The sequence below is a fragment of the Streptomyces sp. 184 genome (assembly GCF_045781775.1).
Lineage (GTDB): Bacteria > Actinomycetota > Actinomycetes > Streptomycetales > Streptomycetaceae > Streptomyces.
On sequence record NZ_CP123230.1, the window covers coordinates 5680582 to 5701702 of the forward strand.

Consider the following 21121-nt stretch of genomic DNA (forward strand, 5'->3'; position numbering starts at 1 on the left):
CGCTGCCTTGACTGGCGGAATGACTCGAACCCGACGATCGGCGCGCCGAAGAACCCTCCGGATTCGCAGCCTTCTGGGCATCGGCCTGATCGCTCTCCTGGTGGCGGTCGTCGCGCCGCTCGGCTACCGGTCGATGCAGTCACCGGCCGGCTCCGCCGCCCCGGCCACCTCGCCGGCCTCGGATTCCCCGGCGTCACCGGGCGCCTCGGGCGCCGAGGACGCCGCGCCCCCGGAGCGCGAGCGCGTCGGCCCGGTCGACGAGGGCGACGGTGTCGTCCCCGACGGCACGACCGTTTTCGACGACGGGATTGCGGCCGTGGCCGAACTCGACGCCGGTTTACTGACGGCGCTGCGCGAAGCGGCGACGGAGGCCTCGGCCTACGGAGTCGATTTCCGGGTCAATAGCGGCTGGCGTTCTCCCGCGTACCAGGAACAGCTCCTGCGCGAGGCGATCGGGAAATACGGCTCGGAAGAAGAGGCCGCCCGGTGGGTGGCCACCCCGGAGACGTCGCCGCACGTGTCGGGCGACGCGGTCGACATCGGGGAGTCCGACGCGCAGACGTGGCTCTTCGAGCACGGCGCCGCCTACGGGCTGTGCCCGGTCTACCGGAACGAGCCCTGGCACTACGAGCTGCGCGCCGACGCGGTCGGCAGCCGCTGCCCGCCCATGTACGCAGACCCGACCCAGGACCCGAGGATGCAGAGTTGAGTGAGCGAGTTCCCACGATGAGGCGGCCGGACACGGCAGACACCCCCGCCACCACAGGCGCCGCAGCCACCGCAGGCACCCCGGCCACCGCAGGCGCCGCGGCCTCCGGCGAGACCGCCGGCTCGGCGGACACCCTCCGCACCCGGCGGCGGCGCACCCCGCCCGCGGTCCTGCGCCGGGCGGCCCGCGCGCTGCGCCGGCCGGACCCCTGGCGGCGGGGCCCGGTGTTCGCGGCGCTGGCGCTGCTGCTCGGCCTGCTGATGGCGCTGCACGCGCGGATCCCCGGCGGCGCCAAGAACGCCGGCAGCCTGGTGGAGACCTTCCTGCCGTGGTTCGGCCTGTTCGTCCTCCCGCTGCTCGCCGGGGCACTGTGGCGCCGCTCCGCCGCCGCCGCGGTCGCGCTGGTGCTGCCGGTCACGGTGTGGCTGAGCCTCTTCGGGGGGCTGCTCACGGACAAGTCCCGGCCGGGCAGCGACCTCACGGTGGCCGGCCACAACGTCGGCGCCGCCAACCCCGACCCGGCCGGCACCGCCCGCGACCTGGCCGCCTCCGGCGCGGACCTGCTGGCGCTCCAGGAGATCACCCCGGCGGCGAAGCCGCTGTACGAGGCGGAGTTGGCGAAGACGTACCCGTACCACACCGTGCGCGGCACGGTCGGGCTGTGGAGCAGGCTGCCGCTGTCGGACACCCGGCCGGTCGACGTCATGATGCAGCCGCCCCGCGCGCTGCGGGCCACGGTGGCCACCGAGCGCGGGCCGCTGGCGGTGTACGTGGCCCACCTGGGGTCCGTGCGCGTGAACCCCCGGGCGGGCATGTCGACGGCCCAGCGCGACGGCGGCGCGCAGGCCCTCGCCGCGGCGGTCGCCGCCGAGCCGAACGAGCGGGTGGTGGTGCTCGGCGACCTCAACGGCACCGTGGACGACCGCGCGTTCGACGGCCTCACCGGCCAGGTGCGCTCGGTCCAGGAGGAGGCGGGCAACGGCTTCGGCTTCACCTGGCCGGCGGGCTTCCCGGTGGCGCGGATCGACCAGATCCTGGTGCGCGGCGTGGAGCCGAGGAGCGCGTGGCTGCTGCCGGCCACGGACAGCGACCATCTGCCGGTGGCGGCCGGTCTGGCCTGGTGAACGCCCTGTGCGGAGCACCGTGCACCGGATAACCCGGTTTTGGGGGATGTGACAGGAATCTGGCACTGCACGTGCAGAAGTATTGACGTGCCCCTGTGCCGTTGCCAGACTCCGCGGCCGAGTTTCTCCTCGGCGGCCCTCCATGGGGGAGCAGCCCCGTCGGCCGGCCACCGATGCCCATGCAGCACACCCGATGCGCTGAGGAGTGTTCTCACATGCGGTCAACCACCACGCGCAGACAGGCAGTCACCGGTCTCCTCGGCACCGCGGCGGCGCTCGGCGCCGGCGCGTCCGCCGCCGGCCCCGCCGCGGCCCGCTCCGGCGGCGGGGCCGGCTCCGGTTCGTACGCCCGGCTGCTGGCCCGGGCGCTGGCCCGCCGGATGACACTGGAGGAGAAGGTCGGCCAGCTCTTCGTGGTCGAGGTCGCCGGCCAGGACGCGGACGAGGTGACCGACGCCGCGGCCGCCGTCAACGAGCGGCGCTACGGCGTCCGCACCCCCGCCGACGTCGTACGCAAGTACCGCCCCGGCGCCGTCATCTACTTCAGCGCCCGCAACGACGACAACCTCCGCGACTCCCGCCAGATCGCCCGGCTCTCCAACGGCCTCCAGCGCGCCTCGCTCGCGCACCGCCGCGGCATCCCGCTGATCATCTCCACCGACCAGGAGAGCGGCCTCGTCCAGCGGCTGCCCACCCCGCCGGCCACCGAACTGCCCGGCAGCATGGCGCTGGGCGCCACCTACTCCACCGCCGACGCCATGCGCGCCGCCGAGATCACCGGGCGGGAGCTGGCGGCGCTGGGCATCAACCAGAACTACGCGCCCGTCGCCGACGTCAACGTCAACCCCGACAACCCCGTCATCGGCCTGCGCTCCTACGGCGCCGACCCGCGGCAGGTCTCGCGCATGGTCGCCGCCGCCGTACGCGGCCAGCGGCGCGGCGGCGTCGCCTCCGCCGCCAAGCACTTCCCCGGCCACGGCGACACCGGCCAGGACAGCCACTTCCTGCTGCCGCGCATCGAGCACACCCTGGAGCAGATCCACGAGCTGGACCTGCCGCCGTTCCGGGCCGCGATCGCCGCGGGCCTGGACACGGTGATGACCGCGCACATCCTCGTCCCGGCGCTCGACGACGGCGTGCCCGCGACCATGTCGCACCGGATCCTGACCGGGCTGCTCCGCGAGGAGCTGGGCTTCGACGGCCTGATCGTCACCGACGCGCTGGACATGGGCGGCGCCACGGGCCAGTACCCGCCGGACCGGGCGCCGGTGGCGGCGTTCACGGCGGGCGCGGACATGCTGGTGCTGTCGCCGCAGATGGACGTCGCGTACGAGGCGATGCTCGCGGCCGTACGCGGCGGGGAGATCGGCGCGCGGCGGCTGGAGGAGTCGGTGGTGCGCATCCTGGCGCGCAAGATCGAGGAAGGGCTGTTCTTCGGCCCGTTCGTCGACGAGCGCCGGGCGGAGCGGATCGTCGGGAACGAGGCGCACGTCGCGGACGCGCGGGCGCTCACCGGACGGGCGGTGACGCTGGTGAAGAACGACGCCGGGCTGCTGCCGCTGGCCGCCGGGGCGCGGCGGGTGCTGGTCGCCGGGTGGCAGACGTCGTCGGCGCCGGCGCTGGACCGGCTGGCGCAGGCCGTCGCGGCGCGCAGCGGGCAGACGGCGACGGTGCTGGCCACCGGCGGCACGCCGTCGCAGGCGGTGATCGACGCGGCGGTGGCCGCGGCTCGGGCCCACGACCTGGTGCTGGTCGGCACCAACGCCGCGGCCGGCGCGGAGCCGGTGGCGGAGCGGGGCGCGGCGCAGGCGGCGCTGGTGCGGGCACTGCTGGCGTCGGGGACGCCGGTCGCGGTGGTGGCGGTGCGGAACCCGTACGACGTGCGGCGGTTCCCGGAGGCGCCGGCGTACCTGTGCACGTACGGCACGGGGGCGGGGGTGCTGACCCGGGCGGTCGACGCGCTCTACGGCGACCTGCGCCCGACGGGTCGGCTGCCGGTGGCGATCCCGGAACCGGGGGCGACGGGCACGGACCTGTACCCGCTGGGGCACGGTCTGGAGTACTGAGGCCCCCGCCTCGGACCGCAGGCGCGGCGGGGGTGCCCTACGGGCGTACGCGTACGGGAAGGGGCGCCCGGTCCGTCAGGGACCCTCCCCCGCCCCCCGCTCAGCCGCCCGGCGGCACGGCCGCGCCGCCACCGGCTCCCGCGCCCACCGCGCTGATCAGCAGCCGGCGCAGCTCCCGCGCCGCCCGGGGCGGCGACACGTCGCCCCGGTGCGCCACGGAGATCGTCCGGTGCAGCCCCGGCGCCGCGAACGCCGTCGTCCGCAGCCCCGAGCGCTCCGCGACCATGCTCGGCACCACCGCCACCCCGAGCCCCGCCCGCACGAACCCCAGCACCGCGTCCATCTCCCCGCCCTCCACGCCGAACTCCGGCTCGAAGCCCGCCTCCCGGCACGCCGCGACCGTCAGCTCCCGCAGGTCGTACCCGTGCCGGAACATCGCCAGCGGGCGTCCCCGCAGATCGGCGATCCGGATCCCCCGGCCCGCACCGCCGGCCCCCGTGACCGGCGGCGCGTCCGGCGACGAGACCACGACCAGCTCCTCGCGCAGCAGCTCCGTCGTCGTCAGCGCGGGCGCCTGCCCCGCCAGGGGCGTGATCACCAGCGCGAGGTCCAGCTCGCCGGCCGCCAGCGTCCGTACGAGGTCCTGCGAGCCGTCCTCGTGGACGTGCAGCTCGATGCCCGGGTAGCGGCCGTGGAACGCGCGCAGCGCGTCCGGCACCAGGCTCGCGCACAGGCTCGGCGTGGCCCCCAGCCGCACCCGCCCCCGCCGCAGGTGCACGACCTCCTGGACCTCCCGCCGCGCCGTCTCGGTGTCGGCGAGGATCCGCCGCGCCAGCGGCAGCAGCGCCTCACCGGCGTCGGTGAGCGTGATGTGGCCGCGGGCCCGGTGGAACAGCTCGGCGCCCAGCTCCCGTTCCAGCGCGCGTACGGACTGCGACAGCGACGGCTGCGCCACGTGCTCGCGCTCCGCGGCCCGGGTGAAGTGGCGGGTCTCGGCGACGGCGGCGAAGTAGCGAAGCTGCTGGAGGTGCATGGATCCAGCGTAGCTCTCGATAGCCAGCGCCTATCGAAAGCAGCGAATTCATGTCTTGGACGGATGCCGCCCTGCCTCTCTACCGTCGCAGTCATGGCCCTGACCACGAAGTCGGCGTCCAAGCCCACCGCCGGCAAGCCCGCCCCGGACCCGGCCCGCCCGCGGGCCTACCCGCCGTCGCTCCCCGCGCTGCTGTGGCGCTCCACCGTCGGCAAGAAGACGGTGCTGGCCGTCACCGGCCTGATCATGCTCGGCTACCTCGTGGCCCACCTGGTCGGCAACATCAAGATCTTCTTCGGCGCGGAGGAGTTCAACGACTACGGCCACTGGCTGCGCACCCTCGGCGGCCCGGTCCTGCACTACGAGTGGGCCCTGTGGATGCTCCGCGTCGTGCTGGTCGTCGCCGTCGTGCTGCACGGCGTGGCCGCGTACCAGCTCAGCCGCCGTGACATCGCCGCCCGCCCGGTCGCGTACGTCCACAAGCGCCGCCGCGCCAGCTACGCCACCCGCACCATGCGCTGGGGCGGGGTGATCCTCGGGCTCTTCGTCGTCTGGCACATCCTCGACCTGACGACGCTGACCGTGAACGAGAACGCCCAGAGCGGCCACCCGTACGAGAACACCGTGGCCACCTTCTCCACCTGGTACGGCAACGTCATCTACATCACCGCCATGCTCGCCCTGGGCCTGCACCTGCGGCACGGCTTCTGGAGCGCCGTGCAGACCCTCGGCGCCGCGACCCCGGCCCGCGAGCGGGCCCTCAAAGCCGTCACCAACACCCTTGCGCTGGTGCTGACCTGCGGCTTCATCTCCATCCCCGTGGCCGTCATGACGGGAGTCGTGAACTGAAGATGTCCCCGACGACATACGCGCACTACACCGAGGGCGAGCCCGTCGCCGACACCGCGGCCCCGCCCGGCGACATCGCCGAGCGCTGGGACCGCCGCCGCTTCACCGCCCGGCTGGTCAACCCCGCCAACCGCCGCCGCTACAAGGTCATCGTCGTGGGTACGGGCCTCGCCGGCGGCGCGGCCGGCGCCACGCTCGCCGAACAGGGCTACCACGTCGTCCAGTTCTGCTACCAGGACTCCCCGCGCCGCGCCCACTCCATCGCCGCCCAGGGCGGCATCAACGCCGCCAAGAACTACCGCAACGACGGCGACTCCGTACACCGGCTCTTCTACGACACCGTCAAGGGCGGCGACTTCCGCGCCCGCGAGTCCAACGTGCGCCGCCTCGCCCAGGTCTCCGTCGAGATCATCGACCAGTGCGTCGCGCAGGGCGTGCCCTTCGCCCGCGAGTACGGCGGCCTGCTCGACACCCGCTCCTTCGGCGGCGTCCAGGTCTCGCGCACCTTCTACGCCCGCGGGCAGACCGGACAGCAGCTCCTCCTCGGCGCGTACCAGGCGCTCTCCCGGCAGATCGAGGCCGGCAACGTGGAGATGCACGCCCGCACGGAGATGCTCGACCTGGTCGTCGTCGACGGCCGGGCCCGCGGCATCGTCGCCCGCGACCTGGTCACCGGCCGGATCGAGACCCACCTCGCCGACGCCGTCGTGCTCGCCACCGGCGGCTACGGCAACGTCTTCTACCTCTCCACCAACGCCAAGAACTCCAACGCCACCGCCGTCTGGCGGGCCCACCGCCGCGGCGCGTACTTCGCCAACCCCTGCTTCACCCAGATCCACCCCACCTGCATCCCGCGCTCCGGCGAGCACCAGTCGAAGCTGACGCTGATGAGCGAGTCGCTGCGCAACGACGGCCGCATCTGGGTGCCGAAGGCGCACGGCGACACCCGCCCGCCGGACGCGATCCCGGAGGACGAACGCGACTACTACCTGGAGCGCCTCTACCCCTCCTTCGGCAACCTCGTGCCCCGCGACATCGCCTCGCGCGCCGCGAAGAACGTCTGCGACGAGGGCCGCGGCGTCGGCCCCGGCGGCCAGGGCGTCTACCTCGACTTCGCCGACGCCATCAGGCGGCTGGGGCGCGCGGCGGTCGAGGAGCGCTACGGCAACCTCTTCGAGATGTACGAGCGGATCACCGCGGAGGATCCGTACCAGGTGCCCATGCGCATCTACCCGGCGATCCACTACACGATGGGCGGGCTGTGGGTCGACTACGACCTCCAGACCACCGTCCCCGGCCTCTTCGCCATCGGCGAGGCCAACTTCTCCGACCACGGCGCCAACCGCCTCGGCGCCTCCGCGCTCATGCAGGGCCTGGCCGACGGCTACTTCATCCTCCCCGCCACCATCGGCGACTTCCTCGCCCGCCACCGCCCCGAGCAGGTCCCCCCCGACCACCCGGCGGTCGCCGAGGCCGTCGCGGACACCGAGGACCGCCTGCACCTCCTCCTCTCCATCGACGGCGACCGCACCCCCGACTCCTTCCACCGCGAGCTGGGCGAGCTGCTGTGGGACGAGTGCGGCATGGCCCGTACGGAGACGGGGCTGCGCAAGGCGCTGGAGCGGATCCCGGCGCTGCGCGAGGAGTTCTGGCGCCGCATCAAGGTGCCGGGCAGCGGCGCGGAGCTGAACCAGTCGCTGGAGAAGGCCAACCGCATCGCGGACTACCTGGAGCTGGCCGAGCTGATGTGCCTCGACGCGCTGCACCGCGCCGAGTCGTGCGGCGGCCACTTCCGCGAGGAGAGCCAGACCCCGGACGGCGAGGCGGCCCGCGACGACGAGCAGTTCTCGTACGCGGCGGCCTGGGAGTTCACCGCCACCGGCGAGGCACCGGTCCTGCACCGCGAGGACCTGGAGTTCGAGTACGTCATCCCCACCCAACGGAGCTATCAGTGAAGGTCACCCTGCGGGTCTGGCGGCAGCCGGGCCCCGACGCAGCGGGCGAGATGGTCTCGTACGAGGTCGAGGACGTCACGCCGGAGATGTCGTTCCTGGAGGTGCTGGACACCCTCAACGAGCGGCTGATCCTCGCCGGCGACGAACCCGTCGCCTTCGACCACGACTGCCGCGAGGGCATCTGCGGCGCGTGCGGCGTCGTCATCAACGGCCGGGCGCACGGGCCGGAGCGTACGACGGCGTGCCAACTGCACATGCGGTCCTTCGCGGACGGCGACGTCATCGACGTCGAGCCGTGGCGGGCGGCGGCGTTCCCGGTCGTGAAGGACCTGGTCGTCGACCGCTCGGCCTTCGACCGCATCATCGGCGCCGGCGGCTACATCACCGCCCCCACCGGCAGCGCCCCCGACGCCCACGCCACCCCGGTCCCCAAGCCGGCGGCGGAAACCGCCTTCGAACACGCGGAGTGCATCGGCTGCGGCGCCTGCGTGGCGGCCTGCCCCAACGGCTCGGCGATGCTGTTCACGGCCGCAAAGGTCGTCCACCTGAGCGCCCTCCCGCAGGGCGCACCGGAGCGGGAGTCGCGGGTACTGGACATGGTCGGCCGCATGGACGACGAGGGCTTCGGCGGCTGCACCAACACCGGCGAGTGCGCAACGGCCTGCCCGAAGGGCATCCCACTCCAGGCGATCTCGTCCCTGAACCGCGAATTCCTCCGCGCGGCAAGGAAGTCGGCGTAGCACCGGACGGTCCGGTGAGCCCGCGGCTCGGCACGGGCGGCGACGATGGCCGGGATGCCCGCCCGGGCGGTCGGTCACCCCGCCGCCGGCGAGGGCTTCACCGGCGCGGGCCAAGCCCTGCGACCATGACCTCCGGCGATCCCCCGAGAGTGTCACGAATTGTAATCGCACGGTGACTGTCCGGCGCTAAGCTCTGGGCACCTTGATGTCCCCAACCAGGCGAAGGACATGGGGGTTTACGCATGCCCGCCAAACCGCGCGAGTTGCACCCGGACCGTTCCGCCCGCGACCTGTACGGATCGGAGGTCCGCCGGTACCGGAACAACGCCGGGATGTCGCTGGAAGCCCTCTCCAGCGTCGTGATGTACAGCAGGGCACACCTGTCACGGATCGAGACGGCGGAAGTGGTCCCGCCGCCGGACCTGAGCGAGAAACTGGACGCCTGCTTCGGCACGGACGGGCACTTCGGCCGCCTGTACGGCGTTGCGCGGCACGAGGTGCACCCCGACAAGTACAAGCGCCGAATGCAGCTTGAAGAGCGGGCCCGAATCATCGAGGAGTACTCGGGCCACATCGTTCCCGGCCTGGTCCAGACCGAGGAGTACGCGTGCGCGGTCTTCCGCGCGTCCAACCCGGAGATGAGTGACGACGAGATCGAGGACAAGGTCTCGGCGCGCCTGAGCCGCCAACAGATCCTGAAGTCGGCAGCCCCGCCCTACCTCTCGGTGATCCTTGACGAAGCGGTGATCCGACGCCCGATCGGCGGCCCGGACGTGATGCGCGCCCAGCTCGCCGGGTTGCTGCCGCTCGCTGACACCCTGAACACCGTCGTGCAGGTTCTCCCCTTCGCACATGGGGAACACGGCCTGATGGGCGGGTCGTTGACGCTGCTCACCATCGACGATCTGCCGGTGGCCTACGAAGAGGGCATCACGACCGGTCACTTGATCGAGACATCCGAAGGCGCTCGCAAGCGACGACGGGCCTACGATCTACTCAGGGCCTACGCCCTGTCGCCACGAGACACGGCGGCGGTGATCCGATCCGCTATGGAGGCGCTTTCCCCATGAGCACCACTCCTCACTTGTCCCGCGCCCGCTGGGTCAGGTCCAGTCACAGCAACGGTGACGGCGGTAACTGCGTCGAGTGGGCGCCCGACTTCGCCGCGTCCGGCATCGTGCCCGTCCGGGACTCCAAGAACCCGGACGGACCCGCCCTCACTTTCACGGCCGACGCCTGGGCGGCATTCATCGCCGACGTGAAAACCGGCGCCTTCCCCACCACCCGCTAGGCCCGCCTTCATTCGGCTTGGGTCCGGGGAGCCGGCCGCGATCCGGGGCCCCGGGCCGGTCGGAATGCGTCGACCCCATCACGCAGTTGCCCGACGCTCCGGCCTCGGCGAGCAGCAGCGGCAGGCCGTGCACGACGGCAGCCGCACCGCGGTCTGACAGCCGCTGCTAGTCGGCGATTCCTTCGGGGATCGTCTTCTTGACGGCTGCGGCCAGATCGACCAGGGCGGCGGAGCTGTCCCGGTCTCCGGGCACCCGGATCTCGACGTACCCGGCCCGGTTCGCGGTGGTGAAGCGGTGCGCGCCGTCGCCCTGTTTCTCCATCAGCCAGCCGACGCCGTTCACCTCGCCGGCCAGCGCATCGGGGTCCTTGCCCTGGGGGACGTCGGGGTCGGTCATCTTCGGCGGACGCTGGACACCGCAGCGCAGTATGACCGCTGGGCTCCCCCAGCCCGCGGTCAGTGCGGAGGCGGGGGCCGGGTCCCGGCGGGCCAGCCCGTCCACCGTTTTGGGCAGCGCCTTGTCCAGGTTCCGGCAGAGCTTCGTGACCGCCTTGTGCGGGCTGGGAGGCGTCACTGCGGCGCTGTCATCGTCTGAGGAACAGCCGGCGGCGGTGAGCAGCACGGCGACGACGGGCAGGCTGAAGGACCGGAAACGCGAACAGATCACCGGCCAAGCGTAGGCGGGGCCGGAGACGCATGATGCGCGGGTAATCATGGTGGCGCTCGACAGGTCGCGGACGAGCGGCGCGCGATTCGCCCGCGAACCGCGCGCCGCCCTCGGCCGGTGGCCGGCACTCAGCACCACCCGCCCTAGCCGGGGTCGGCGCCGAGTCTGCGGTAGCGCCGGTCCAGATAGAGCAGCGGCTCCCCCGGCCCCCCGGAGCGGACCGCGGTGACCTCCGCGATGATCAGCGTGTGGTCGGCGACCTCGACGTGGCCGGTCGTACGGCACGCCAGGACCGCCGCGCTCCCGGCCAGTTCCGGTCCGCCGCCGTGCGGCGAAGGCCGGTGGTCGACCCCGGCGAACTCGTCGCCGACGGCGTCGCGCCGGGCGAAGTGGTCGGCCAGTGCGCGCTGGTCGGCGGCCAGGATGTTCACGGTGAAGGCGCACGTCTCCCGGATGAGGTCCCGCGTGCGGCTGCCGCGCTGGAGCGAGATCAGCAGGGTCGGCGGGTGCAGCGAGACCGACAGCAGCGAGTTGGCGGTCATCCCGTGCGGTCCGCGGGCGGCCGGGGTGCTGCAAACGACGCGGGCGTCGCAAGCGCCTCCCGCGTCGTACGCGCCCCGCGCACCCCGCGTCGTGACCACCGCGATCCCCGTCGCCCAGTGGCGCATCGCCTCGCGGTACGCGCCGGGGTCCGCCCCGGACTCCGGCGTGCCGGAGTCCGCGGGGCGGAGCGGGACTACCACGCGGGTTCGAGCGGCGCCGGGGCCGCCAGGGCGGGGAAGTGCGGCAGGACCTCCTCGGCGAGCTGGGCCACCGCCTCCGCCGCCGGGCGGCGGCCGTGCTGGACGCCGAGGGCGGCGTGGTTGACCCCGGCGTCCCGCCAGCGGCCGAGGAGTTCGACGAGAGCGCGCGTGCCCGTACGCAGGACGAAGCCGCCGCGCAGCGGGGTGGGCGGGTGGCCGGGGTCCTCGACCAGGTCGATCCACTCGTTGGTCGCGACCGGGCGGAACTCCCCGCCGGGGACCAGGGCCCGCCAGTCCGCGAGTTTGCGCCCCAGGCGCCGGGGGCCCTCGGGGTCGGCCGTGGCGGACGGATAGACCAGCCACCCGTCCGCGTACTCGGCGATCCACTCGGGAGACTGCTGCGAGGAGCCGGTGACCAGCAGCGGTACGCCGCCGTGCACCGGCTTCGGCAGCAGGCGGGCGCCGCCCGCGCCGTCCGGGACGCCGTCGCCCAGCAGTTCGCGGAAGGAGCCGACCGCCTCGCGGTAGCGGGCGCCGCGCGCGGCGTGGTCCAGGCCGTAGGCCGGGAACTCCACCGGGCGGTCGCCGGAGGCCACGCCGAGCACGAGCCGGCCGCCGCTGAGGTGGTCCACGGAGGCCGCCTGCTTGGCGAGGTCGATGGGGTGGCGCAGCGGGAAGATCACGCTGCCCGCGGCCAGGGAGATCCGGGAGGTGTGCGCCGCGAGCCAGGTCAGGGCGGTCCACGGGTCGTACACCTGCCCCACGTCGCCGAAGTTGGGGTCGGCCAGCGGTACGTCCCGTACCCACGCGGCGGCGAAGTCCCCACGCTCGGCCGCCTCGACGATCTTCGTCTGGCCGCGCAGTCCCGCCATGTCCCCGGTGTAGGGCCACAGGGGCAGGAAGAGTCCCACGGTCAGCTCGCCGGGGGCGAACATGCGCCCGTAGCCGGGGTGGGTCACCCACGAGGACGCCGGTGCTGCTGCTGTCATCGATAACCGTCCATCACTCTGGTTGGAACGTTCGTTCCACAGCATACGGCACAATTGGATCGAACGTTCCACCCAGTAGACTCGGCGCCATGGCAGCCACCGCACCGCGCGACCGCGCGATCGACGCCGGCACCCGGCGCCGGATCATCCAGGCCACGTCCCTGCTGCTCCAGCAGCAGGGGTACGAGAGCACGTCGGTCAAGCGCATCGCCACCGCCGCCCACGCCTCGCCCAGCTCCGTCTACCACTTCTTCCCCGGCGGCAAGCAGGAGCTGGCCGTCGAGGCGATGCGTCACGGCGCCCGCGAGTTCGGCGAGCTGCTGGCGCGGGGCCTCGCCTCCGCCGCCGACCCGGCGGAGGCCACGGCCGCCTGCGCGCTGCTGCTCGCCGAGGACCTCAGGCGGTCGGAGTGGACCGACGGCTGCCCGGTCGCGGTGACCGCCCTGGAGACCATCGGCCGCGTCCCCGGGCTCCAGGAGGCCGCGACCCGGGCGCTCACCGACTGGCGTGACCTGATCATGGTGAAGCTCACCCGGAGCGGCATCGATCCCGCGGCGGCCCGCTCGCTGGCCGGTACGGTCATCGCCACCCTGGAGGGCGCCGAGCTGCTGACCCGGGTGACCGCGGACGACACCCCGCTGCGCGACGCCGCCGTGCACCTCGCCCAGCTCGTCGCGGCGGCGCCGCGGAGCTGACCGCGGGCGGTGTGGACGCCACCGGCCAGGTGGCCTTTACTGCTCCGCATGGACACGATGAACGCTGCCGTCCTCGGCCCCGGCGGGGTCGGCGGGCTGCTCGCCGGGCTGCTGGCCCGGGCCGGGCACCGGGTGACCGCGCTGGCCGGCACCGGGACCGCCAGCGCCCTCCAGGCGGACGGGGTCACCGTCAACAGCAGGCAGTTCGGTGACTTCGCCACCCACGTGGCGGGTGACACCGAGCTGCGCGCACCGGTGGACCTGTGCGTCGTCGCGGTCAAGGCCACCGCCTTCGAGGCCGCGCTGGAGCGGGTGCCGCCCGCGGTGCTCGGCGACGGCCTCGTGGTGCCCCTGCTCAACGGCGTCGACCACATGGCCGCCCTGCGCGAGCGCTACCGCCCCGGGCAGATCGCCGCCGGCACCATCACCGTGGAGTCCACCCGGATCGCGCCCGGGCTGATCGAGCACGGCAGCCCGTTCACGAAGGTCTCGCTCGCCTCGGCGACGGCGCCGCGCGAGCGGCTGGAGGCGGTGGCGCGCGTGCTGGCCGCCGCCGGGGTGGAGACGCAGGTGTTCGACGACGAGGCGAGCGTCCTGTGGACGAAGATGGCCTTCCTCGCCCCCATGGCGCTGCTCACCACCCGCCACGGCCTGCCCGTCGGCGGCGTACGCACCGCGCACCGGGACGAGATGCTGGCGCTGCTGGCGGAGACCGCCGCGGTCGCCGGCGCGTGCGGGGCGCGGGTGGACGCGGACGCGGTCGCGGCGATGTACGACACCTTCCCGGCCCGTACGAAGTCCTCGATGCTCCGCGACGCGGAGGCGGGCCGCCCTCTCGAACTCGACGCCATCGGCGGCGCGCTGCTGCGCGGCGCGCGGACGCACGGGATCGCGGCGCCGGTGGCGGAGCGGCTGGTCGCGGAGATCGGGGCCCGGGCGGCCGGGTAGCGCGGCGGACGCCCGGCACCCGGAGGGCACGTAGCGCACACGGCGGGGCCGCGGCGCCGAAGCACCCTGCCCCGCCTGCCCGTTGTGCGCCTACGACCAGTGAAGACGTCCGTCCTCGCGGGCGGACCCTTCACAACACTTATTTGAGCTGTTAGCCTCGCAACGCGATATGGGAGCGCTCCCACCCTTCACACACCACCGCGAGGGACGCGCGGAGGGAAGGTCAAGTATTGACATGTACTCGTCAGTAACGCGCGCTCCTGCACCGCCCCCCACACAACCCCCCACTCCCCCCACAGCCAACGCCCTCACGGGCGTGGAAGGAGAGCCGATGAGAAAGTCACGCCTCCAGATCACCGGCGTCAGCGCCGCCGCGCTGGCCGCCACCGGCACCCTGCTGGTGTACTCGCTGTCCGCACCCCCCGCGGCGGCCGAGGTCGCCGCCCCGGGCGACAACCCGTACGAGGGCAGCCAGCTCTACGTGAACCCCGACTGGTCGGCCGCGGCCACCGAGGGCGGCGGTTCGGCCATCGCCGACACCCCGACCGCCGTGTGGCTCGACAGCATCGAGGCGATCACGGGCGGCTCCGCGGGCTCCAACACCATGGGTCTGCGCGAGCACATGGACGAGGCGCTGGCGCAGGGTGCCGACGCCATCCAGATCGTCACCTACAACCTGCCCGGCCGTGACTGCGCCGCGCTCGCCTCCCGGGGCGAGCTGGGCCCGGAGGAGATCGACCGGTACAAGAACGAGTTCATCGACCCGATCGACGAGATCCTCGACGACCCGGCGTACGAGGGCCTCAAGATCATCAACATCGTCGAGATCGACTCGCTGCCCAACCTCATCACCAACGTCAGCGGCCGCCCGACGGGGACGCCCGAGTGCGACGTGATGAAGGCGAACGGCAACTACGTCAAGGGCGTGGGCTACAACCTGGCCACGACGGGCGACAACGGCAACGTCTACAACTACATCGACATCGGCCACCACGGCTGGATCGGCTGGGACGACAACTTCCAGGCGACCGCCGACCTGCTCTACGAGGCCGCCAACACCGAGGGCGCCTCGCCCGAGGACGTCACCGGCTTCGCCGCCAACACCGCGAACTACGGCGCCACGGTGGAGCCGTACTTCTCGATCGACGACAGGGCGGGCGACGGTCCCATCCGCGAGGGGCACAGCTCGTGGGTGGACTGGAACCGCTACGTGGACGAGCAGTCCTTCGCGCAGGCGTTCGTGACCGAGGCGATACCGGACGCCGGGTTCCCGTCCGGCATGGGCGCGATCATCGACACCTCGCGCAACGGCTGGGGCGGCGCCGACCGGCCCACCGGCCCCGGCGACATCTCCGGGCCCGGTGAGGACTACGTCAACGACAGCCGCACCGACCGCCGGATCCACCTCGGCAACTGGTGCAACCAGTCCGGTGCCGGTCTCGGCGAGCGGCCGACCGCTTCGCCCGCGCCCAACATCCACGCCTACGCCTGGATCAAGCCCCCGGGTGAGTCGGACGGCGCCAGCGAGGAGATCCCGGACGACGACAAGGGCTTCGACCGGATGTGCGACCCGACGTACGAGGGCAACGCCCGCAACCAGTACAACATGTCGGGCGCCCTGGACGGCGCTCCGATCTCCGGCCACTGGTTCCAGGCCCAGTTCGAGGAGCTGCTGGCCAACGCCAACCCGCCGGTGAACTAGCACGCGCGGGTTCCCTCCCACCCTCCGCCGCCGGCCGCCGGATCCCGGCGGCGGAGCGGCCCGGTGGCGGCCCCCGGGACGGCCGCCACCGGGCATCCACAGGCCCGACCGCCGGTACGACCGCCGGCCCCGTCCGCCAGTCCGACCGCCGGCGGTCCGGGCCCGTACACCGGCCGTTCCGCCGGCCGTACACCGGCCGGCCACCGGCCATCCGCCGGGCCGTCCGCCGGGCGGCCACCGGCCGTCCGCCGGACCCCGTGCGGCCCGCCCGGCCCCGGGTTCATCACCCCCCACCCCCGCAGCCGCGCATCCCCACACCCTCCACCCCTCCCGCCGGGCCACGCGCCCGCGGGCTCCCCGAGGAGACCCCCCATGTCCAAGTCACTGTCCCGCCGGCGGTTCACCGCCGCGGCCGGCGGCGCCGCCTTCGCGACGGCCGTCGGAGCGCCCACCGCCGCCCGGGCCGGCACGGCCCCCGAGCAGAGCACCGTCGCGGCCCCGCAGGGTCCGTACGACGATCTCTTCCTCGCGCAGTACGAGAAGATCAAGGACCCCGCCAACGGGTACTTCAGCCCGGACGGCATCCCGTACCACAGCGTCGAGACGCTGATCGTCGAGGCGCCCGACCACGGGCACGAGACAACGTCCGAGGCGTTCAGCTACTGGATGTGGCTGGAGGCCGTGTACGGCAGGGTCACCGGCGACTGGGGCCCGTTCAACACCTCCTGGGAGGCGGCCGAGCAGTACATCATCCCGACCCAGGCCGACCAGCCCACCAACAGCTCGTACAACCCGAGCGCGCCCGCCACCTATGCGCCCGAGCACCCGGACCCGGCGGACTACCCCGCCCAGCTCGACCAGTCCGTCTCCGTCGGCCAGGACCCGCTCGCCGCCGAACTGGCCTCCGCCCACGGGACGATGAACATCTACGGCATGCACTGGCTGATGGATGTCGACAACACGTACGGCTACGGCAACACGCCCGGCACCGGCGGCCAGAACGGCCCGGGCCCCGGCCCGTCGTACATCAACAGCTACCAGCGCGGCTCCCAGGAGTCCGTCTGGGAGACGATCCCGCAGCCGACGACGGACCTCTTCGAGTTCGGCGGCCCCAACGGCTACCTCGACCTCTTCGTCGGCGACGCCTCCTACGCGCGCCAGTGGAAGTACACCAACGCCCCGGACGCCGACGCGCGCGCCGTGCAGGCCGCGTACTGGGCGCTGACCTGGGCCACGGCGCAGGGCAACGAGGGCCAGATCTCCGCGTCGGTGGAGCGCGCCGCGAAGATGGGCGACTACCTGCGCTACTCGATGTTCGACAAGTACTTCAAGCAGATCGGCGACTGCACCAGCCCCACCGGCTGCCCGGCCGGCTCCGGCCGCAGCTCGCAGCACTACCTGCTGTCCTGGTACTACGCCTGGGGCGGGGCCGCGGGCGGTGGCGGCGGCTGGGCGTGGCGCATCGGCGACGGCGCCTCCCACCAAGGCTACCAGAACCCCTTCGCCGCCTGGGCGCTGTCCACCGTGCCCGAGCTGACCCCCAAGTCCCCCACCGCGAAGAGCGACTGGTCGACGAGCCTGACCCGGCAACTGGAGTTCCTGCGCTGGCTCCAGTCCACGGAGGGCGGGATCGCCGGCGGCTGCACCAACAGTTGGGAGGGCCAGTACGGCGCCCCGCCCGCCGGCACGCCCACCTTCTACGGCATGGCCTACGACTGGCAGCCCGTCTACCACGACCCGCCCAGCAACAACTGGTTCGGCATGCAGTGCTGGGGCATGGAGCGGGTCGCGGAGCTGTACTACGCCTCGGGCAACGCCACGGCGCAGGAGCTGCTGGAGAAGTGGGTCGCCTGGGTCACCCCGGAGATCACCGCGGAGGCCGACGGCACGTTCCGGATCCCGGCGACGCTGTCGTGGGACGGCGCACCGGACACCTGGGACCCGGCGAGCCCGGGCGACAACGCCGGGCTGCACGTCTCGGTCGCGGAGTACGGCACGGACGTGGGCGTCGCCTCGGCGCTGGCCAAGACGCTGACGTACTACGCGGCCAAGGCCGGCGACACCGCGACGGCCGACGTGGCCAAGCGGCTGCTGGACGCGCTGGCCGCGAACGCCGACGGCCTGGGCATCGCGGTGCCGGAGACGCGCGCCGACTACGGGCGCTTCACCGACGAGGTGTACGTCCCGGACGGCTGGTCGGGGACGATGCCGAACGGCGACACCATCGAGCCGGGCGTCACGTTCATCGAGCTGCGCTCCTGGTACCGCGACGACCCGGACTGGCCGAAGGTGCAGGCCCACCTGGACGGCGGGCCGGCGCCGGAGTTCACGTACCACCGCTTCTGGGCGCAGGCGGGGCTGGCGATCGCCTTCGCGGTGTACGCCGAGCTGTTCCCGTCCGCCTGACGCGGTGAGCCGGCCGGGACCCGGCCCCGCACCGCGGGGCCGCCGGCCGGCTCGCCGGCGCCGGTCGGGCCCGGTGCGGGAGGCCGGGCCCGGCCGCCCGCTACGCCCCGGTACGGGCCTTCGTCCCTGACCCCGCGCGGACCCGTACCGGGGCTCCGACCTGCCGGGATCCTGCCGTAACACGGCGGGGGAATAGGGTTGCGCCGACACGCGTTCTCCGGTGTGATTGAGCTTTCAACCACGGAGAGGGTGAGTCCGGTGCAGTTCGGGATCTTCAGTGTCGGTGACGTCACCCAGGACCCCACCACGGGTCGGGTGCCCAGCGAGCACGAGCGGATCACGTCGATGACCGCGATCGCGCTGAAGGCCGAGGAGGTCGGCCTCGACGTCTTCGCCACCGGCGAACACCACAACCCGCCGTTCGTCCCCTCGTCCCCCACCACCATGCTGGGCTGGATCGCGGCGCGTACCGAGCGGCTGATCCTGTCCACGTCCACCACGCTGATCACCACGAACGACCCGGTGAAGATCGCCGAGGACTTCGCGATGCTCCAGCACCTCGCGGACGGCCGGGTGGACGTGATGATGGGCCGGGGCAACACCGGTCCCGTCTATCCCTGGTTCGGCCAGGACATCCGGCAGGGCATCCCGCTGGCCGTGGAGAACTACGCGCTGCTGTACCGGCTGTGGCGCGAGGACGTCGTCGACTGGGAGGGCCGCTTCCGCACCCCGCTCCAGGGCTTCACCTCCACCCCGCGCCCGCTGGACGGCGTGCCGCCGTTCGTCTGGCACGGCTCCATCCGCTCGCCGGAGATCGCCGAGCAGGCCGCGTACTACGGCGACGGCTTCTTCGCCAACAACATCTTCTGGCCGAAGGAGCACTTCCAGCGGCTGATCGAGCTGTACCGCACGCGCTACGCCCACTACGGGCACGGCACCCCCGAACAGGCGGTCGTCGGCCTCGGCGGGCAGGTGTTCATGCGGAAGAACTCGCAGGACGCGGTACGCGAGTTCCGGCCGTACTTCGACAACGCGCCGGTGTACGGGCACGGGCCCTCGCTGGAGGAGTTCACCGAGCAGACGCCGCTGACCGTGGGCAGCCCGCAGGAGGTCATCGACAAGACGCTGACGTTCCGCGAGTCCTTCGGGGACTACCAGCGCCAGCTCTTCCTGCTCGACCACGCGGGGCTCCCGCTGAAGACGGTCCTGGAGCAGCTCGACCTGCTCGGCGAGGAGGTCGTGCCGGTGCTGCGCGAGGAGTTCGCGAAGAACCGCCCGGCGGGCGTGCCGGAGGCCCCCACCCACGCGGCCCGCGTGGCGGCGGCCGAGAAGAGCAGCAGGAGCGAGCAGAGCGACAGGAACGAGCAGGGCAAGGCGAAGGAGGAGGTGGCGAAGTGACCGCGCTGAAGCTGACCGTGGTCTCGGCCGGGCTGAGCGTGCCGTCGTCCACCCGGCTGCTCGCCGACCGGCTGGCCGAGGCGGTACGGCGGCAGCCGGCCGACGACGGCCGGCAGGTCGAGGTGCAGGTGGTCGAGCTGCGCGACCTGGCGTCGGACATCGCCAACAACACGGTCACCGGCTTCCCGTCCGCGGCCCTCGGCAAGGCGATCGACGCGGTCGCGGGCGCCGACGGCCTGATCGCCGTGACGCCGGTCTTCTCCGGTTCGTACAGCGGGCTGTTCAAGTCGTTCTTCGACGTGATCGGGGCGGCGGACGACGGCGCGCTGACCGGGAAGCCGGTGCTCGTCGCGGCGACCGGCGGGACGGCGCGGCACTCGCTGGTGCTGGAGCACGCGATGCGCCCGCTCTTCGCCTACCTGCGGTCCGTCGTCGTGCCGACCGGGGTCTACGCGGCGGCCGACGACTGGGGCGGCAGCGGCGACCCGCTGACCGACACCCTGCCCACCCGTATCGCCCGGGCGGCGGGCGAGCTGGCCGAGCTGATGCACGGCCGCCAGCCCCGCCCGGCGGGCGGCGGCGCCGAGCAGGTGGTCCCGTTCGAGCAGCAACTGGCCGCACTGCGGCCGGACATCCGGAAGGAGTGACATGACCGAGGAGTTCCGGGGCTTCAACGCCTACGGCCCGGACGGCGAGCCGGCGGCGAGCCGCTGGAGCGACGCGCTGACCCTCTTCTCGGCGCCGGACGCGGCGGACGCGGCGTCCCGCTGGGAGCGGGCCGGGACGCTCTTCGACGCGAAGGACTACGCGGGCGCGGCGAAGCTGCTGGCCGCGGTGGTCGAGGAGTACCCCGAGCAGGTCGCGCCGCGGCTGCTGCTGGCCCGGGCGTACTACCACTCCGCGCAGTTGCGCCGCGCCGAGACGGAGCTGCGCGCGGTCCTCGACCGCGACCCGGTCGAGCACTACGCCCACCTGATGCTGGGCCGTACGCTCCAGCGCCAGGGCCGCGACGAGGAGGCCACGGGCGCCCTGCGCACGGCGGAGGCGCTCGGCGCCTAGCGGCGGGCACCGGAGGGCGTGGCGCCGCGGCGCCACGCCCCCGCGGGGCGGTCGCCGGCCCGGGATCACCGGCAGGTGACCGGCGCGACCGCCTTCACCTACCGCAGAGGAGCCCGGCTCCGGGGAAGGTCGCGGACGGGACGGGTGGGTAGAGTCGTGCACGGGTCCGGGCTCGGGGCTCGGCGCGGTGCGGAGCAGGGTGCCGCCGACGGTCGTCCGACCGGGCCGGGCCGTGGCAGGCCGGCCGGACGAAGGGGCGAGGGATGGGCGGGGCCGCAGCCCGCGTGGTGCGGGGGCCGTTCGACGACGACTGTCCGAGCCGGGTCGTCCTCCACCATGTGGCCAGCCGCTGGGGCACGTTGATCATCACCTCACTGGGCAGCGGCCCGATGCGCTTCCACGCGCTGCGCGACCACATCGGCGGCATCAGCGAGAAGATGCTCGCGCAGAACCTGCGGCTGCTCTGCCGCGACGGCCTGGTCGCCCGCGAGGTGGAGCCCAGTTCCCCGCCGAAGGTCACGTACTCCCTCACCCCGCTCGGGACGGAGCTGGCCGGGCATGTGCAGGCCCTGGTGGGGTGGGTCACCCGCTGCACGCCCGACATCCTGAGGGCGCAGGAGCGTTACGACGACGACGCCGGCGCATGACCACCGAGTGACGTGTGACACATCGTCCACGCGCCGCGGCGCGCGGACGTGGAGGCGTACCCGGGGGTGCACGGCTTACCCGAAGGTACGTCCTTTCCGA

The 21121-nt window shown here is 73.2% G+C and carries 20 protein-coding genes; 16 read left to right on the forward strand and 4 right to left on the reverse strand.

Features of this window, described 5'->3' with window-relative positions:
• The first annotated feature begins 19 nt into the window (after positions 1–19).
• The 3 genes from QBL21_RS24085 to QBL21_RS24095 all read left to right on the forward strand — a co-directional run bounded on the left by QBL21_RS24085 (position 20) and on the right by QBL21_RS24095 (position 3899).
• Positions 20–709, forward strand: coding sequence for a M15 family metallopeptidase (locus QBL21_RS24085; RefSeq protein ID WP_407564303.1), 690 nt, complete (start codon positions 20–22; stop codon positions 707–709).
• A gap of 17 nt (positions 710–726) precedes the next feature.
• Positions 727–1833, forward strand: coding sequence for an endonuclease/exonuclease/phosphatase family protein (locus QBL21_RS24090; protein ID WP_407566538.1), 1107 nt, complete (start codon positions 727–729; stop codon positions 1831–1833).
• 215 nt (positions 1834–2048) lie between these two features.
• Positions 2049–3899: a glycoside hydrolase family 3 protein gene (locus tag QBL21_RS24095; protein ID WP_407564304.1), complete on the forward strand. Its 1851-nt coding sequence runs from the start codon at positions 2049–2051 to the stop codon at positions 3897–3899.
• A 100-nt stretch (positions 3900–3999) separates the two neighbouring features.
• Here QBL21_RS24095 and QBL21_RS24100 read toward each other — a convergent pair whose 3' ends face one another.
• The gene (locus QBL21_RS24100) at positions 4000–4932 is read right to left on the reverse strand and encodes a LysR family transcriptional regulator (protein ID WP_407564305.1); all 933 of its coding nucleotides are present in this window, start codon (positions 4930–4932) and stop codon (positions 4000–4002) included.
• 93 nt (positions 4933–5025) lie between these two features.
• Here QBL21_RS24100 and QBL21_RS24105 point away from each other — a divergent pair, with 93 nt between their 5' ends.
• The 5 genes from QBL21_RS24105 to QBL21_RS24125 all read left to right on the forward strand — a co-directional run bounded on the left by QBL21_RS24105 (position 5026) and on the right by QBL21_RS24125 (position 9767).
• The gene (locus QBL21_RS24105) at positions 5026–5781 is read left to right on the forward strand and encodes a succinate dehydrogenase (protein ID WP_407564306.1); all 756 of its coding nucleotides are present in this window, start codon (positions 5026–5028) and stop codon (positions 5779–5781) included.
• 2 nt (positions 5782–5783) lie between these two features.
• Complete coding sequence (locus QBL21_RS24110) at positions 5784–7736, forward strand: fumarate reductase/succinate dehydrogenase flavoprotein subunit (protein ID WP_407564307.1); 1953 nt, start codon at positions 5784–5786, stop codon at positions 7734–7736.
• Positions 7733–8476, forward strand: coding sequence for a succinate dehydrogenase/fumarate reductase iron-sulfur subunit (locus tag QBL21_RS24115; protein WP_407564308.1), 744 nt, complete (start codon positions 7733–7735; stop codon positions 8474–8476). The genes QBL21_RS24110 and QBL21_RS24115 overlap by 4 nt, the downstream gene beginning before the upstream one ends.
• Before the next feature lie 242 nt (positions 8477–8718).
• Positions 8719–9546, forward strand: coding sequence for a helix-turn-helix transcriptional regulator (locus tag QBL21_RS24120; protein ID WP_407564309.1), 828 nt, complete (start codon positions 8719–8721; stop codon positions 9544–9546).
• Positions 9543–9767, forward strand: coding sequence for a DUF397 domain-containing protein (locus QBL21_RS24125; protein WP_407564310.1), 225 nt, complete (start codon positions 9543–9545; stop codon positions 9765–9767). The genes QBL21_RS24120 and QBL21_RS24125 overlap by 4 nt, the downstream gene beginning before the upstream one ends.
• A 166-nt stretch (positions 9768–9933) precedes the next feature.
• Here the strand turns inward: QBL21_RS24125 and QBL21_RS24130 are convergent, their stop codons facing one another.
• From QBL21_RS24130 to QBL21_RS24140, 3 genes are all read right to left on the reverse strand, one after another.
• On the reverse strand, positions 9934–10404 hold the full coding sequence (locus tag QBL21_RS24130) for a DUF3515 domain-containing protein (protein WP_407566539.1): 471 nt from the start codon (positions 10402–10404) through the stop codon (positions 9934–9936).
• Positions 10405–10577: 173 nt separating this feature from the next.
• Positions 10578–11177, reverse strand: coding sequence for a flavin reductase family protein (locus QBL21_RS24135; protein WP_407564311.1), 600 nt, complete (start codon positions 11175–11177; stop codon positions 10578–10580).
• Positions 11171–12166, reverse strand: a complete 996-nt coding sequence (locus QBL21_RS24140; protein WP_407564312.1) for an LLM class oxidoreductase — start codon at positions 12164–12166, stop codon at positions 11171–11173. Before QBL21_RS24140 ends, QBL21_RS24135 begins: the two co-directional genes overlap by 7 nt.
• Before the next feature lie 89 nt (positions 12167–12255).
• Here QBL21_RS24140 and QBL21_RS24145 point away from each other — a divergent pair, with 89 nt between their 5' ends.
• The 8 genes from QBL21_RS24145 (at position 12256) to QBL21_RS24180 (ending at position 21021) form a co-directional block, all read left to right on the forward strand.
• Positions 12256–12861, forward strand: a complete 606-nt coding sequence (locus QBL21_RS24145) for a TetR/AcrR family transcriptional regulator (protein ID WP_407564313.1) — start codon at positions 12256–12258, stop codon at positions 12859–12861.
• Positions 12862–12918: 57 nt separating this feature from the next.
• Complete coding sequence (locus tag QBL21_RS24150; RefSeq protein ID WP_407566540.1) at positions 12919–13809, forward strand: ketopantoate reductase family protein; 891 nt, start codon at positions 12919–12921, stop codon at positions 13807–13809.
• 331 nt (positions 13810–14140) lie between these two features.
• The gene (locus QBL21_RS24155) at positions 14141–15511 is read left to right on the forward strand and encodes a glycoside hydrolase family 6 protein (RefSeq protein WP_407564314.1); all 1371 of its coding nucleotides are present in this window, start codon (positions 14141–14143) and stop codon (positions 15509–15511) included.
• A 372-nt stretch (positions 15512–15883) separates the two neighbouring features.
• Positions 15884–17917 (forward strand): glycoside hydrolase family 48 protein, encoded by a 2034-nt coding sequence (locus QBL21_RS24160; protein WP_407564315.1) that lies wholly within the window; start codon positions 15884–15886, stop codon positions 17915–17917.
• A gap of 258 nt (positions 17918–18175) precedes the next feature.
• A complete protein-coding gene (locus QBL21_RS24165) occupies positions 18176–19315 on the forward strand; it encodes an LLM class flavin-dependent oxidoreductase (RefSeq protein ID WP_407564316.1) in 1140 nt (379 codons plus the stop codon).
• Entirely contained in the window at positions 19312–19962 is a 651-nt protein-coding gene (locus QBL21_RS24170) for an FMN reductase (protein WP_407564317.1), read from the forward strand. Before QBL21_RS24165 ends, QBL21_RS24170 begins: the two co-directional genes overlap by 4 nt.
• Before the next feature lies 1 nt (position 19963).
• Positions 19964–20374: a tetratricopeptide repeat protein gene (locus tag QBL21_RS24175; RefSeq protein ID WP_407564318.1), complete on the forward strand. Its 411-nt coding sequence runs from the start codon at positions 19964–19966 to the stop codon at positions 20372–20374.
• A 263-nt stretch (positions 20375–20637) separates the two neighbouring features.
• Positions 20638–21021 (forward strand): winged helix-turn-helix transcriptional regulator, encoded by a 384-nt coding sequence (locus tag QBL21_RS24180; RefSeq protein ID WP_407564319.1) that lies wholly within the window; start codon positions 20638–20640, stop codon positions 21019–21021.
• Positions 21022–21121 lie beyond the last annotated feature (100 nt).

Bases quoted from the DNA above. Each gene is read 5' to 3' on its own strand.
- QBL21_RS24160 (WP_407564315.1), top strand. From the start codon at position 15,884: ATGTCCAAGTCACTGTCCCGCCGGCGGTTCACCGCCGCGGCCGGCGGC.
- QBL21_RS24145 (WP_407564313.1), top strand. From the start codon at position 12,256: ATGGCAGCCACCGCACCGCGCGACCGCGCGATCGACGCCGGCACCCGG.
- QBL21_RS24105 (WP_407564306.1), top strand. From the start codon at position 5,026: ATGGCCCTGACCACGAAGTCGGCGTCCAAGCCCACCGCCGGCAAGCCC.
- QBL21_RS24140 (WP_407564312.1), bottom strand. From the start codon at position 12,166: ATGACAGCAGCAGCACCGGCGTCCTCGTGGGTGACCCACCCCGGCTAC.
- QBL21_RS24100 (WP_407564305.1), bottom strand. From the start codon at position 4,932: ATGCACCTCCAGCAGCTTCGCTACTTCGCCGCCGTCGCCGAGACCCGC.
- QBL21_RS24090 (WP_407566538.1), top strand. From the start codon at position 727: ATGAGGCGGCCGGACACGGCAGACACCCCCGCCACCACAGGCGCCGCA.
- QBL21_RS24120 (WP_407564309.1), top strand. From the start codon at position 8,719: ATGCCCGCCAAACCGCGCGAGTTGCACCCGGACCGTTCCGCCCGCGAC.
- QBL21_RS24180 (WP_407564319.1), top strand. From the start codon at position 20,638: ATGGGCGGGGCCGCAGCCCGCGTGGTGCGGGGGCCGTTCGACGACGAC.
- QBL21_RS24095 (WP_407564304.1), top strand. From the start codon at position 2,049: ATGCGGTCAACCACCACGCGCAGACAGGCAGTCACCGGTCTCCTCGGC.
- QBL21_RS24110 (WP_407564307.1), top strand. From the start codon at position 5,784: ATGTCCCCGACGACATACGCGCACTACACCGAGGGCGAGCCCGTCGCC.
- QBL21_RS24155 (WP_407564314.1), top strand. From the start codon at position 14,141: ATGAGAAAGTCACGCCTCCAGATCACCGGCGTCAGCGCCGCCGCGCTG.
- QBL21_RS24125 (WP_407564310.1), top strand. From the start codon at position 9,543: ATGAGCACCACTCCTCACTTGTCCCGCGCCCGCTGGGTCAGGTCCAGT.
- QBL21_RS24175 (WP_407564318.1), top strand. From the start codon at position 19,964: ATGACCGAGGAGTTCCGGGGCTTCAACGCCTACGGCCCGGACGGCGAG.
- QBL21_RS24150 (WP_407566540.1), top strand. From the start codon at position 12,919: ATGAACGCTGCCGTCCTCGGCCCCGGCGGGGTCGGCGGGCTGCTCGCC.
- QBL21_RS24085 (WP_407564303.1), top strand. From the start codon at position 20: ATGACTCGAACCCGACGATCGGCGCGCCGAAGAACCCTCCGGATTCGC.